Raw genomic sequence first — 14,385 nt, forward strand, 5'->3', positions numbered from 1 at the left:
GCTTTACTTAGATGGAAGCATCCAGAAAAAGGGTGGATTTCTCCAGTTACATTCATTCCAATTGCGGAAGAAACAGGTCTTATTGTACCGATTGGGGAATGGATATTAGAAACGGCTTGTAAACAGGTTAAACAGTGGCATGAAGAGGGAATCTCGAATATTCGAGTTGCAGTTAATTTATCCATTCGACAATTCTTTCAACAAAATTTGGTGAAGATGGTGGAGGATGTTTTGGTGAAGACAAATCTTTCTCCGCACTATCTTGAATTGGAGATTACGGAAAGTATGACGATGGATACGAGCCATGCAATTGAATTGTTGCATGAGTTGAAGAGATTAGGAGTTAATATCGCGGTTGATGACTTTGGAACCGGTTATTCATCTATGTCTTATTTAAAGGATTTTCCGATTGACTGTTTGAAAATAGACCGTTCATTCGTTTGTAATGTCCAATCGAATAGCCATGATGCCGCTCTGATTTCTATGATTATCTCGATGGCGAAGCACCTTAGATTGAAGGTTATTGCTGAAGGTGTAGAGGAAGTGGGACAGTTTTCCTTTTTAGCAAAACGGGATTGTGATACGATTCAAGGATATTTGTTCAGTAAACCTCTTCCTCCTGAAGAAATATCAGCGAACTTCGATAAAATACAAAATAATGTATATTCTATAACTGGAATTGGAGAATGGAGTTCAGATCGCGGTATAAATATGTAGAGGTAGGGTATGTTGCTTAATTGGACAACTATTTTAAAATATAAGAGCTGTCTGACTATTTTCATGATTTACATTACTATATACAGAAGGAGAACGAATGAACAATTACAAATTAATCATACAATATGATGGGAATCGCTATAAGGGCTGGCAACGGCTCGGCAGTGGTGAGAGTACCATTCAAGGGAAAATAGAGAATGTATTATCTGAGTTACTTGGAAGAGAGATTGAAATCATCGGCTGCAGTAGAACGGATGCAGGGGTACATGCACTTGCCCAAATTGCCAATTTTAAAGTAGAAGAAAATTTGACTGAATATGAAATCAAAAGTTACTTCCATCAATATCTGCCTCGTGATATTAGTGTTACCGAGGTTACATTAGTTCCGGAACGGTTTCATGCTCGGTATAATGCAAAGACGAAGACCTATTTGTATAAGATTTGGAACGAAGATCATACAAATCCCTTTATGAGAAAATACAGCATGCATGTCGAGCAACCGCTAGATATCGAGCACATGAAGAAGGCGAGTCAATGTTTTCTTGGGGAGCATGACTTTACGGCATTCTCCAATGCAAAGTCGAAGAAAAAATCGATGGTTCGTCACATCAATTCCATTGAATTAGAAAGAAATGGCGGCTTTATCGATATTCGGGTGAGCGGGGATGGATTTCTATATAATATGGTTAGAAAAATGGTCGGAACACTAATTCAAGTTGGGCTTGGGGAACTAAATCCTGCAAATATACCAAGCATGCTGGAAGCAAAGGACCGAAGTCTAGTAAGTCTTCTAGCTGAGCCGGGTGGTCTCTATTTGGAACACATTGAGTATTAAAAAAGGGAAACTCTTGCGCTTAGAAATGCAGGAGTCTTCTTTTTTATTCAATAATAAGAAATGATCTAAAGAGCCGCTACTTTTAAAAACGCTTCAAGTAGCAAAAAGAAGAGGATTTATTGATAGTGACATCGAAATTACTATGGTTGTTCACAAAATATATTAAGAATTTCATACTAGTAGGAGAATGTAAATATGGCTCATCATCACACAGAAAGTAAAGGGCATCACCATGGACATGATCATCATGCAGGAAATTATGGCTTTGCATTTGGGTTTGGTATTGTCTTAAATACGTTTTTCATTATTGTGGAGGCTACGTACGGAATTCTTGGGGATTCTTTGGCATTGCTAGCTGACGCAGGACATAACTTAAGTGATGTTTTGGGGTTAATTGTAGCTTGGTTCGCGGTTTGGCTCGGGAAGAAGGTACCTACTCCTAAGCGGACCTATGGATATAAGAGAAGTACGATTTTAGCGGCACTGTTTAACGCAGTTTTCTTGCTTATTGCTGTCGGTGCGATTGCATGGGAAGCAATTCAGCGTTTTTCCACTCCTGCCCCTGTTGCGGGTACAACGGTGATTATTGTAGCAGTGATTGGTATCATCATTAATACAAGTACGGCTCTCCTGTTTATGTCAGGTGGAAAACAGGACTTAAACATTCGAGGAGCCTTCATACATATGGCTGGGGATGCATTGGTTTCGGTAGGGGTTGTCATTGCAGGATTTGTTATTCTTTGGACAGGGTGGCAATGGTTAGATCCACTTGTTAGCTTACTCATTGCGATTGTGATTTTAATTGGAACGTGGAGTCTGCTTAAGGAATCGCTTGATCTTTCTCTAGATGCTGTTCCAGCTGGAATCGATGTGAAAGGCATTAAGACGTATTTGCAGAAGATACCTACGGTTACGGAGGTACACGATTTACATGTATGGGGAATGAGTACAACAGATGCTGCATTAACCGTCCATTTAATTCGTTCTGATCTAGAGGATAATGATCGTTTGCTGCAGCAAGTATGTAAGGAGTTACATGACCAATTTGGAATTGAGCATGCGACCATTCAAATTGAAACAGGAACCTACTCGTGTTCCTTAGCTCCTGAGGATTCTGTTTGATTGGCATAATGAATGTGAATTGGTCCCCTTAACCTCATTGGTTTGGGGGATTTTCTTGCTATTATATGTGCAATTTATATTATAATAAAAGGAAAAAAGAAGGTCGTTAGAAATGATACGTTTTACAAATGATTATAGTGAGGGTGCCCATCCAAAGGTTTTGGAAAAGCTTATGGAGACAAATTTAGAGCAAACAATCGGATACGGAGAAGATCCTTATTGTGAAAAGGCTATTCAGCTTATTAAGGAAAAGTGTATGCGTGAGGATGTAGATGTGCATTTTCTAGTCGGGGGAACGCAGACTAATTTAACATTTATTTCAGCCGCTCTTCGTCCGCATCAAGGGGCACTAAGTGCAGATACCGGGCATATTAACGGACATGAAAGTGGTGCGATTGAAGCAACCGGACATAAAGTACTAGCAATGCCCAACACAGATGGAAAAATAACCGCAGAGCAAGTTCAGCTAGCATATGAGGAACATATGGAGGATAGGGCCCATGAGCACCTCGTACAGCCAAAGCTAGTCTATGTATCCAATCCAACAGAGCTTGGGACAATCTATAGCAAGGCCGAACTGACTGCCATTCATGACGTATGTAAGAAAAATGATCTCATTCTTTACTTAGACGGCGCTCGCTTAGGCTATGCTCTCGCAGCGGAAGACAATGATCTTGATCTACCGACCATCGCAGAACTTTGTGATGCTTTCTATATTGGCGGAACAAAGATAGGCGCATTGTTTGGAGAGGCACTTGTTATCCGTAATAAGGAAGTAAAGAAAGATTTTCGGTACATGCTAAAGCAAAAGGGCGGTATGCTTGCGAAAGGGAGATTGCTCGGCTTGCAATTTCTCGCAATGTTTGAGGATGACTTATATTTTTCTATGTCCAAGCACGCAAATGACATGGCTGCATTAATTAAAGAAGCGTGTGTAAATAAAGGCTATACGTTTCTGACGGAATCGACTACGAATCAACAATTTCCGATTATCCCAAATAAAGAATTAGAAAGATTAAGTGCTCATTTTGCTTATACACTTTGGCAAAAAGTCGATTCTCATACTAGCGCAGTTCGTTTCTGTACAAGCTGGGCAACAGAGGAACGTGCAGTGCAGGAGCTAGTGAGGGAAATTGAGAAGGGGCTTGTGTAAACCAAAGAGGCAGATTGATGCTCGAAAAGGAAAAAAAGCAGGGAAAGCGGTAAGCAGAGGGGCAAATGTGGAGGTCGCCCTAGGTGCAGCAATAACGAAATAGAGTAACATAGAAGCCAGCCTAGTAGGTTGGCTTTATTTTTGAAGTATAACGCAGTTATTGAGTAATCGATTTTCCTCTTGATTTCGGGGTGGTGTAGATTCGAAAAAATGCCGAATTTCTTCGGGCGTAAATCCTAATTTTTTGGCATATAGTAATAGCTCAATCCATTCTGAATCCCATTCTTCCTTTGGCGTATATGGGGTTGACACAGAATAATTCCTCCTTGTTTTATGAACTAGGTTGGGGATATAGAAACGAAGAGATACGGAAGAAAACGAATAAGTATAATGAAAAATAAAGGCATTTTCGTAAAGTTTGTTGCTATTTAGATGTTTTTATTTTATCTATCTGAGTTGATTGGAGCGGAGATCAACGGGCAAAGTATGGTCTAAAAACAACAATTTATGCGAAAAGAGCCAAAATAAAAGATAGATTGAAAACATCTATGTATAATTTTTACCACATTATGCATAGATAGGAGTCTCAATATTGTCTCATATAAGGATATATAAGTATAATGATAGAAAAGAAAGTAGCGATTGAGGGGAGTTTCTATGGGGGAATCACAAGAAAACGATAGAAAACAAAGGCGCTTTGTCGGTCGAAGTGCAGAAAAGTACAAATGGAATAATTGGTTAAATGATCCGCTTGCACCTTTGCGTTTATTTTTCATCTCAGGAATGGGAGGCATCGGAAAAAGCTCGTTAATGTCTGAAATGATGCGTAGTGCGAAAGAAAGAAATGCGATGGGTATATGGCTAGATGGTCGTTCTTGTACTCCGACACCAGCAGGCTTCTTGGAATATTTGTCTGTGACAATTGGATTAGAGGCATGGAATTTGGAATCCGCACGCCCTCTGGATTTTCTATTTCATACCACTTCGAATCGTAGAATGGTTCTTTGTATTGATAATTATGAAAATCTGTCTGTATTAGAAGGATGGTTAATAGAGGTTTTTATGCCCAAGCTATCACCTTATGGTATTACGATTTTGTTTGCGTCTCGTCCTGTTTTGTCACTTGCTTGGAAGACGAACTCAATATGGGGAGAGTATGTAACCGAACTACCACTGACCTATCTATCCTATGATGAAACGGCTGCTTATATTAATTCAGCCGGGTCATTTAAGAAAGATATGGTGGGGGAAATGGCACGTGCTTCGGATGGACATCCGTTAGCGCTAGCATTGGCTGTAGACGCAGCTGTTAAGCATAATGACCCATCTAAAGTGGATAAAATGATCGTTTCTCAAACAATAAGTGTTCATGTGTTGCGGGAATTGACATCAGAAGAGCTACAGCCGTTGGTTGATGTATTGATAGTGCTGCAACACGCCAGCCAGGAGATATTGTCTCTTGTATTAGAGAAGCCTGTTAGTGTGCGGCAGTATCAAATGCTTCGTCAAATGTCATTTGTGCAGTCAGTACCAGAAGGACTTGCACTTCATGACCTAGCTCGCATGCACCTTCTACGAGATTTTAGAATACGTGAGCCGAAGAGGCTACATGTTCTTAGGGTAAAAGCGGCAGCAATTTTGTACAAGCAGCTACAAACTGCAGACCGGGGAAAACGCAGAATGATTGCTGCCCAAATGCTGATGCTATGCAAGGATATGTTTCCTATGCATCACGAGTATGTTGATGTATCGGTTCATTCTAACATATCTCCACTTGAACCCATACATAAACAAGATTTACCTACGCTACACAATTTGCTTAGTGAATGGTGCCAGTACAGTACGGATTCAGATCAAAGCGAAAAAATCTATCATGCATTTCTTGATGATCTCGCTTTTTCCTTTCCTGAAAGCATAGTAGTACTTAGAGGCGCAGATGGTGAACCAATTGCTATGTTTATTTCTGTACTTTTATATAAAGACACGAGTCGCCTTTTGCTACGTTACTTTTCTGCCGAGCTTACAGAATGCTGTGAACTGAATGAATTAAACTGTGATCCCAATCAGGCTGACACGTATTACGCTGTGTTGGGGGCAGCGCGGAATCAAATTCCTGGATATACGAGAGAAGAGCTTGTTGGTTTGTTAACGTTAGATCGATTATCTATGCTGGGCGAGGGATTACGGGCAGTTTTGGTAGCTACAGATTCAAATTTGAAAGTATTCCTGCAAAAGATCGGCTTTCATCTTCGTCCCACCAAATCCCGGAATTGCGATACGTCCTATGCTAAGGCAGATGTACTAGAGATAGATTTAAGGCACAATAACTTTGGAAAGTGGGTGATGTCTTTTTTGTCAGAGCAATCTATTCAGAAGCAGTCGGTACTATCCAAAGATTTAACGAAACGAGAAGTTCGTAAGCTTCTATCAGCGTTGCATGAACCTGCTCAGCTCCAATCGTTTGTTCCTTTGTTCTTAGGGATAGAAAGCGGAATAAAACTGCAAAAGTATATGCTATCCTTTCTTATAAATGAAGACATTGGTCTGTCAGAAAAAGACCGCAATCTCTTATATATTACCTACTATACGCACGCAAATAACCGTATAGCAGCAGAGAAGGCATGTAATATGAGTAGGGCAACCTTCTATCGACATCTACAAAATGCAATAGCAAACTTTGCAGAAATGCTGAATAATAGGTGGATGTAGAGCAAATGGTCGGTACTGAAATAATATTTCGAAATATTGTAAAATATATACATTCGAGAAGAAATAATGTAATTTTTTCATTAAAAGCTTAAATTCGCTTTTCAATACCAGTAAGTTTTGGTATAGTGAAAACGTTATGGATCCTCTTCATGTAGAAGGTTTTTTCTGCATTAGGGAGTCCTTTTATTTTGTTTAGGAAAGCATTAAGTTATCTGTCTTTTTAGTTTTTCTTGATGTTTTGAAAGTTTTTCTGTAAAATGATGCTTATTTAATCTGAGAGATGGAGGTTAGTGAATTGGGAAAAGCTTTAATTATTGGCGCTGGCGGTGTTGCTAGTGTTGTAGTTCATAAATGTTGTCAAAATGCTGAAGTTTTCGAAGAAATACTTATTGCAAGCAGAACAGTTGCAAAATGTGATGCTTTAAAAGATAAATTATCTGGTGGTCGCACAAAGATTCAAACAGCTCAGGTGGATGCTGATAATACAGAAGAATTAATAGAATTAATCAAGGGCTTTGAACCAGATGTTGTTATTAATGTTGCGCTTCCTTACCAAGATTTAACGATTATGGATGCATGCCTTGCAACAGGTGTTCATTACGTAGATACAGCTAACTATGAGCCGCTTGATACGGCGAAATTTGAATATAAATGGCAATGGGCTTATAAAGAGAAATTTGAAAAAGCAGGATTAACTGCTGTGCTTGGTAGCGGATTTGATCCGGGTGTAACAGGTGTATTTAGTGCGTATGCACTAAAGCATTATTTTGATGAAATTCATTCCATTGATATTGTGGATGCGAATGCTGGAGATCATGGATATCCATTTGCAACAAACTTCAACCCAGAAATTAATATTCGTGAAATTACTGCAAACGGTAGCTATTACGAAGATGGTAAGTTTATCGAAACGGAACCTCTATCTATTAAAAAAGTGTACGATCTTCCGGAAATCGGTCCGAAAGATATCTACCTTTTACACCATGAAGAGTTAGAATCGTTAGCTCTTAACATAACAGGAATTAAGCGTATCCGATTCTGGATGACGTTCTCAGAAAAATACCTGACTCATTTACGTGTTCTTGAAAATGTTGGGATGACTTCAATTGAACCAATTATGTACGAAGGTAAGGAAATTGTTCCTCTTCAATTCTTAAAGGCTGTTCTTCCAGATCCAGCGTCTCTTGGACCAAGAACAAAAGGAAAAACGAATATCGGCTGTATTTTCCAAGGTGTGAAAGATGGTAAGCCGAAAACGTACTATGTATACAACGTTTGTGATCACCAAGAATGCTATAAAGAGGTTGGTTCACAGGCTATTTCCTATACAACAGGAGTACCTGCTATGATCGGTGCAATGCTAGTTATCAAGGGAATTTGGAAAAAGCCAGGCGTATACAATGTAGAAGAATTCGATCCAGATCCATTTATGGAAGCATTGAATAAATTTGGACTACCTTGGCAAGAAGATTTCGCGCCAACATTATTAGACTAGGGGTATAGCGGATGAATTTAGATTTTCAAGCACTACCTTCACCTTGTTATGTTGTGGACGAAAGACTTCTTAAGAAAAATTTAGAGCTACTGAATTCGGTGCAAGAACGGACGGGCTGCAGTATTCTTCTTGCTTTAAAAGGATTCTCCATGTATTCTGTATTTCCTCTCGTTGGTCAGTATTTAAAGGGGATTACAGCCAGTTCTTTATTTGAAGCAAGACTTGGATATGAAAAAATGGGGAAGGAAGTTCATGCTTTTGCTCCTGCCTATGTCGAGCAGGAATTTGATGAGCTTCTATCCTACTGTGATCATATTGTATTTAATTCCTTTTCTCAGTGGAACAAATACAAAGAAAAAGTGAAGCAATCACCGAAAAAAATTGAATGCGGACTTCGAGTAAATCCCGAATATTCAGAGATTGAAGTACCACTTTACAATCCTTGCTCACCATATTCAAGATTTGGGGTAACGTTAGCGAACCTTAAACCAGAAGATTTAGATGGTATCGACGGTATTCATTTCCATACGATGTGTGAGCAAAATTCTGATACGCTTGAACGTACGATCAAGGTAGTAGAAGAAAAGTTCGGCGAATATATGAAGAAGATGAAATGGATTAATTTTGGCGGGGGTCACCATATCACTCGCCCAGATTATGATGTAGAAAAGCTTGTTCGTACGATTCAGTATGTACAGGATAAGTATGATGTGCATGTATACTTAGAACCAGGCGAGGCAGTTGCTTTAAACACAGGATATCTAGTTGCGACGGTTGAAGATATCGTAAATAACGGCATGGATATTGCCATCTTGGATACTTCGGCAACGTGCCATATGCCGGATGTCATTGAAATGCCGTATCGACCAAACATCATTGATGCAGGTCAGCCAAATGAATATGCGTATACGTACCGGCTTGGCGGGCTTACATGCTTAGCTGGTGACGTAATCGGCGATTATTCCTTTAAGGAACCATTAAAACCAGGTGATAGACTCGTATTCTGTGACATGGCCCACTATACAATGGTAAAAAATCATATGTTTAACGGTGTCAATCTCCCTTCGATTGCTCGTTTTAATGAAGAAGAGGGAATTCAGGTTGTGAAACAATTTAAATACGAAGATTATGCGTCACGGTTGTCCTAAGGTTTTGTTATTTAGTAGTTTATAACTTAATTATTATATGAAGCAAAAGCATGGCAAGCATTAGACATTACTTTCCTTTGTCTAAAGCTTACCATGCTTTATTTAATGAACATATCTATTTAAATGGCTTGTAATGCTTGCAGCAAATCAGCCTTTAAGTCCTTACTATGTTCTAATCCAACCTAATAGCGGACGAAAGTTGCTGGAATTCCAGCTGTTTTCATTTGTTCTTCGTTCATACCCCCTTCCCGCATATGTACAACTATGTATCGTTTTTGCAAGTACATGAATATTATCAAAAGTAAATGAGTTTTTTGTATTAAATGCTATAGAGACTAATGTAAAATAAGAATCATAAGATTGTATACTGAATACGATGAAGAATTGTCTGTTTTCGTTTCATTGAGATAACTATAGGAATATTTACAGCTACCTAAACAGATTAAACCAAGTGATTGGGGTTATGCACATGGTAAGTGACCAAACGAGGTATTCCCGACTTGCAAATATAACAAAATTAATTAATATGAGGTTAGAATTAAGTGAAGTGTTAGAATATGTAACGACTGCCATATCTGAAGAAGTCGTCCAATGTGATGCAGTGGGTATTTTCTTGCCGCAAGGAGATGGCACATTCAAAGGGTTTGCTGGAAAGCCAAAAAGTATTAATGGTGTTACTCTTGATTCACAGGTGATTGATCCTGAAATAGATAGGTTGGCAAAAGAAGTAATTGCAACAAATAGAACCATCTACATTCCTGATACGTCAATGGATGATCGTCCCTATCCTGCATCAGTGCAAGCATTTCATATTAAATCTATACTAGGTTTACCTATTTCATTTGAGCAAGAGCTTTATGGTCTGGTATTTTTATTTGATTATGGAATTGCTATGAACCTGACAAAATCTGAAATTCAAAGTGTTGAGGCGTATGTAAATATGGTTGCAGTTGCCATTCGAAATGCAAAGTATTTAACACAAAAGGAAAAACTTATTTCAGAAAAGCAGCTGTTACTTGATGTTACTCGTGACCTTTCTATGTGTTCCACGATGCAAGAAAGTCTCCAAATCTGTTTTTATAACTTAGGTAAGGTTTTGGATAATTTTAATATAGGGGTCCACTTACTGGATCCTGAAGCAAATAGAAGGATTATACATGCCAATCCATATAAGGATAATGGCGAGACAAATGAAGATTGGGTAGAGACCTGTTCCAAGATAAAAATTGACCAAAGTTATGATTTATTAATGAAACATATTATGAAAATAAAAAAGTCCATCGTTATTCCCAATGTATATGCAGATGACAGACCGAACCATGACATTTGCCGAAAATATGGAATAAAAGGTCTATTTATGATTCCGTTAGTTTCAATGGATGAGGTGTTAGGGATCATTTCAGTTGTCAATCTGGAAGGAACCGATCTTATTTACACGGAATCACAAATCCAGTTGGCGCAATCTATTGTGGAAGCCACGACTTCTACGTTATCTAGCTTGTTATATATGAACCAACTTGAAACCATGATTGAAAAACGGACCAAGGAACTAAGCATTGCTAACGAAAAAAACTTAAAAGTAATCGAAAGTATTACAGATGGATTTATAGCTTTAAGTAAGGATTGGAGATTTACTTATTTAAATAAGAACCAATTTTTACCGATTCACAAAAAAGCAAATGACGTTTTGGGCAAAAATATATGGGAAACATTTCCTGAACTAGTGGATACAGTCTTATATAAGCAATACCATAAAGTTATGTTAGAACGGATACCAGTACATTTTGAATACCACTCTGATTATAATGATCATTGGTATGAAATTGTTTCGTACCCAGACGAAGAAGGAATATGTTGTCTTGTTAAGGATATAACGGAAACGAAGAAATATGAGAAAGAATTGAAACGATTATCAGGGCTTGAGTTAATTGGACAAATGGCTGCAGGAATCAGCCATGAAATCCGAAATCCTATGACAACAGTAAGGGGATTTCTACAACTGTTAAACGAAGAGGATGAATTTAAGAAATATAAACATTATCTTCATGTAATGATTGAAGAATTGGATCGTGCCAATTCTATCATTACAGAGTTCCTTTCTATGAGTAATACAAGGACATCAGATTTACAGAAATTGGATTTAAATGCCATCATATATGATATAGTCCCGCTAATTCAGGTGGATGCATTTAACCAAAATAAAAATATCGAAATAGATACGAATGATATCCCAGAATTACTTTTGAATCGGAATGAAATACGCCAATTATTAATCAACCTATACCGTAACGGTTTAGAAGCAATGTGTGAAGGAAAAGTTTTAACGATAAGAACGTACAAGGAAGATGATTGTGTGACTCTTGTGGTGCAAGATCAAGGAGAAGGAATTAAGCCTGAAGTATTAGAAAAATTAGGTACTCCGTTCTTCACTACAAAGGAAAAAGGGACGGGGTTAGGTTTAGGTGTGAGTTATGCTATAGCTGCCCGTCATAATGCGAAAATCGAAATTCAAACTGGACAAGCTGGCACTGCTTTTTTTGTTAAATTTAAACTGTAATCATGTGTCGTAGACTATCTAAAGAAGAAATAAGCCCGAATCATGTACAAATCTTAAAGAGATATACATGATTTGGGCTTTTAATCATGATGTTTTTATCCATTCTCCTGATTTCTTCATAATCTTTCCGTGATCCACAACCAATGTACCTTGGTTAAATGTCCCCATAATTTTACATGGAAAGGTATGTCCGATATAAAGACTATGTTTATGCTTAGCCTGAAAGTTTTCCTTTGTTACATGGAAGGATTTCAACGAGACGATGGCAAGGTCCGCATCCATACCGGTACGAATTTCTCCTTTTCGAGAGGATAGACCGAAACGTTTGGCAGGTGCGGCGGCTGTCAAGTTTGCGATACTTGAAAAAGGAATGTTATAGGATAGGGCAAGTTCAATCATTGCCATGAGAGAAAATTGTCCGCCACTAATTCCTCCCCATGCATGAAAGATATCGTGGATTTTCGGATCCTTTAATTCATAGGGACACGGGGAATGGTCGGAGGAAATCATATCAAATTTTCCTTCTAGTAAACAATTGATTAATCGGCGCTGCTCTGTTTCGTCTCGTAAGGGAGGGGCGCATTTTGCAATGGGTCCTTTCTCTACTAGATGGCCATGGTTAAAAAGCAAATAGTGGGGGCAGGTTTCGACGGTTACATCTATATCTCTTTGTTTGGCAGCTTCTATTTTTTCGATTGCAGCATTACTGCTAATATGGACAAAGTGGAGGCGGCAGCCTGTAATTTCTGCATAGGTAAGAGCACGCTCTACTGCTTCTGCTTCTGCAATGAAGGGTCTTGATTCTGCATAATCATCGCTACTAAGCAGACCGCTTTTTTCTTTTTCCTGTTTGAGCAATTCCGTAATTGTGGCACTCTCTGCATGCAAGGCTAAAATTTTGTTCAGAGAAGCAATTTTTTTCATCCCACTTAGTAAGGTATAATCATCAACGGCTTCAAATTCTTTATTTCCTGTTGGGGAGAGGAATGCCTTGAAGCCGATTACACCTGCCTGTGCAAGTGGAGTTAAGTCTTCTTCATTACCTGGCACAAGTCCGCCCCAGAGTCCAAAATCTACTACTGATTTTTGCAAACCAATTTCCGCTTTTTCATGAAGCGCTTGCTTTGTAACCGTAGAGGGGATTCCGTTTAATGGCATATCGAAATAAGTCGTACATCCGCCTGCTGCCATCATGGCAGAACCTGTTTCAAAGCCTTCCCAATGCTCGCGCCCAGGTTCGCTGAAATGGACATGGACATCGATCATGCCAGGAAATACATACTGATTATCTGCTTGCCATTCGTAGTCTGCTAAGCCGTACAAATGATCGCTAATATTGACAATCACTCCATCTTTAATGCCGATATCTGCTTTTCTTACTTCATTTGGAAAGACAACCTGACCATTTTTAATAAGTACATCATATACAGACATATGGAACGCTCCTTCTTTCTTTTAAGCTTACAAGACAATGGTTTTGTGCGATTCTACGTTGTATACATCTAGCGCTGCTTGCAGCGCTTCGCCTACGTTTATTTTTACATCATGACGAAGTAATACGGCTTCAAGAGCTCCGAGCAGGAAGAGAATATTCTCTTTGCGGCAGCTAAATCCCATTGTACCAATTCTCCATATTTTTCCTTGCAAGGGACCAAATGAGCTGGCTATTTCAATGCCGAATTCATGAAGTAGCATGCTTCTTACAGATTCTCCGTCTATCCCTGTAGGAATGGTAACACTCGTTACGGTAGGAAGCTTATGCAATCTGTTTCCGAACAAATGTAAGCCCATTGCTTCTATACCAGCAATTAGTGCGGCTTCATGGAGTTTATGCCGAGCAAAACGAGTATCTAATCCTTCCTCAAGGACAAGACGCAATCCTTCTCTGAGTGCATAGAGCATGGATGTTGCTTCGGTATGATGGTTCAATCTTCTTGGTCCCCAGTAATCCTGTAGCATACTTAAATCGAAATAATTGCTTATAATCGGTGGATGATTTGATAAGTGCTGGCGCTCATCATCGGTTGCAATCCCACGTTCTACTTTTTTTCTTGCTAAAATAATTTTTTCAATTCGTTCATTATACGTAATGGGTGCCATGCCAGAAGGGACAGACAAGCATTTCTGCGTGCCTCCAATCAAGCCATCAATCATCCATTCATCTACTTTCACCTCAGTACCGCCAATGGAAGCAACGGCATCAACCACGAGCAAAATATCCAGTTCCCTGCATGCCGCGCCAATTTCTTGTAGGGGTTGCATACAGCCGGTAGACGTTTCACCGTGTACGATTGCTGTAATTTTAGGAGATATCTTTTTCATTTCATCAATTACGATCTGCGGATTAAATACTTCTCCCCATGGACACTCGATAGTGTGGACTTCGGCACCGTATCGTTCGCAAATTTCTACGAGTAAATGACCAAATCTACCGAAGATTGGAACGAAAACACGGTCGCCAGGTTCAATGATGCTGCAAAGAATGGCTTCATTCCCGGATCGTGACGTTCCATCTACCGGAAATGCCCATTGATTCTTAGTTTGAAACACCTGGCGGAGCATATCCATTACTTCATTCATAATCGTTGTAAAAGCTGGATCAAATTGTCCTAATATAGGTGTACTCATTGCCCGCAATACGCGAGGATC

General features: G+C 39.1%; 11 protein-coding genes and 1 pseudogene. 8 read left to right on the forward strand and 4 right to left on the reverse strand.

Translation table 11 applies throughout. From position 1 onward, the window contains the following. From AC11ZT_RS10690 to AC11ZT_RS10705, 4 genes are all read left to right on the forward strand, one after another. Positions 1–717 (forward strand): putative bifunctional diguanylate cyclase/phosphodiesterase (locus AC11ZT_RS10690; protein ID WP_484059577.1); only part of this gene is annotated, 717 nt, incomplete at its 5' end. A 97-nt stretch (positions 718–814) separates the two neighbouring features. Beyond that, positions 815–1,552: a tRNA pseudouridine(38-40) synthase TruA gene (gene truA / locus AC11ZT_RS10695; RefSeq protein ID WP_484059578.1), complete on the forward strand. Its 738-nt coding sequence runs from the start codon at positions 815–817 to the stop codon at positions 1,550–1,552. 195 nt (positions 1,553–1,747) lie between these two features. Next, positions 1,748–2,674: a cation diffusion facilitator family transporter gene (locus AC11ZT_RS10700; RefSeq protein ID WP_484059579.1), complete on the forward strand. Its 927-nt coding sequence runs from the start codon at positions 1,748–1,750 to the stop codon at positions 2,672–2,674. 112 nt (positions 2,675–2,786) lie between these two features. Continuing rightward, positions 2,787–3,827, forward strand: a complete 1,041-nt coding sequence (locus AC11ZT_RS10705) for a threonine aldolase family protein (RefSeq protein WP_484059580.1) — start codon at positions 2,787–2,789, stop codon at positions 3,825–3,827. A gap of 135 nt (positions 3,828–3,962) precedes the next feature. Here the strand turns inward: AC11ZT_RS10705 and AC11ZT_RS10710 are convergent, their stop codons facing one another. Next, the gene (locus AC11ZT_RS10710) at positions 3,963–4,139 is read right to left on the reverse strand and encodes an anti-repressor SinI family protein (RefSeq protein WP_484059581.1); all 177 of its coding nucleotides are present in this window, start codon (positions 4,137–4,139) and stop codon (positions 3,963–3,965) included. Between the two features lie 345 nt (positions 4,140–4,484). Between AC11ZT_RS10710 and AC11ZT_RS10715 the strand changes: the two genes are divergently transcribed. The 3 genes from AC11ZT_RS10715 to nspC all read left to right on the forward strand — a co-directional run bounded on the left by AC11ZT_RS10715 (position 4,485) and on the right by nspC (position 9,179). Beyond that, complete coding sequence (locus AC11ZT_RS10715) at positions 4,485–6,536, forward strand: ATP-binding protein (protein ID WP_484059582.1); 2,052 nt, start codon at positions 4,485–4,487, stop codon at positions 6,534–6,536. A gap of 295 nt (positions 6,537–6,831) precedes the next feature. Continuing rightward, the gene (locus tag AC11ZT_RS10720; RefSeq protein ID WP_484059583.1) at positions 6,832–8,031 is read left to right on the forward strand and encodes a saccharopine dehydrogenase family protein; all 1,200 of its coding nucleotides are present in this window, start codon (positions 6,832–6,834) and stop codon (positions 8,029–8,031) included. Positions 8,032–8,042: 11 nt separating this feature from the next. Further along, positions 8,043–9,179: a carboxynorspermidine decarboxylase gene (gene nspC / locus AC11ZT_RS10725; RefSeq protein ID WP_484059584.1), complete on the forward strand. Its 1,137-nt coding sequence runs from the start codon at positions 8,043–8,045 to the stop codon at positions 9,177–9,179. 119 nt (positions 9,180–9,298) lie between these two features. On the opposite strand, the pseudogene AC11ZT_RS10730 reads toward nspC, so the two are convergent. Next, positions 9,299–9,445, reverse strand: a pseudogene (locus AC11ZT_RS10730) (PLP-dependent transferase); the annotation flags it as partial. 203 nt (positions 9,446–9,648) lie between these two features. Here AC11ZT_RS10730 and AC11ZT_RS10735 point away from each other — a divergent pair. Next, on the forward strand, positions 9,649–11,736 hold the full coding sequence (locus AC11ZT_RS10735; protein ID WP_484059585.1) for a GAF domain-containing protein: 2,088 nt from the start codon (positions 9,649–9,651) through the stop codon (positions 11,734–11,736). A gap of 84 nt (positions 11,737–11,820) precedes the next feature. Here the strand turns inward: AC11ZT_RS10735 and AC11ZT_RS10740 are convergent, their stop codons facing one another. Further along, positions 11,821–13,170 carry an allantoinase gene (locus tag AC11ZT_RS10740; protein WP_484059586.1) on the reverse strand — a complete coding sequence of 450 codons (1,350 nt, stop codon included), beginning with the start codon at positions 13,168–13,170 and terminating at the stop codon, positions 11,821–11,823. A 27-nt stretch (positions 13,171–13,197) separates the two neighbouring features. Continuing rightward, a partial coding sequence (locus AC11ZT_RS10745) for a pyridoxal-phosphate-dependent aminotransferase family protein (RefSeq protein WP_484059587.1) occupies positions 13,198–14,385 on the reverse strand: 1,188 nt, incomplete at its 5' end.

It is taken from the genome of Ectobacillus sp., from assembly GCF_056992975.1.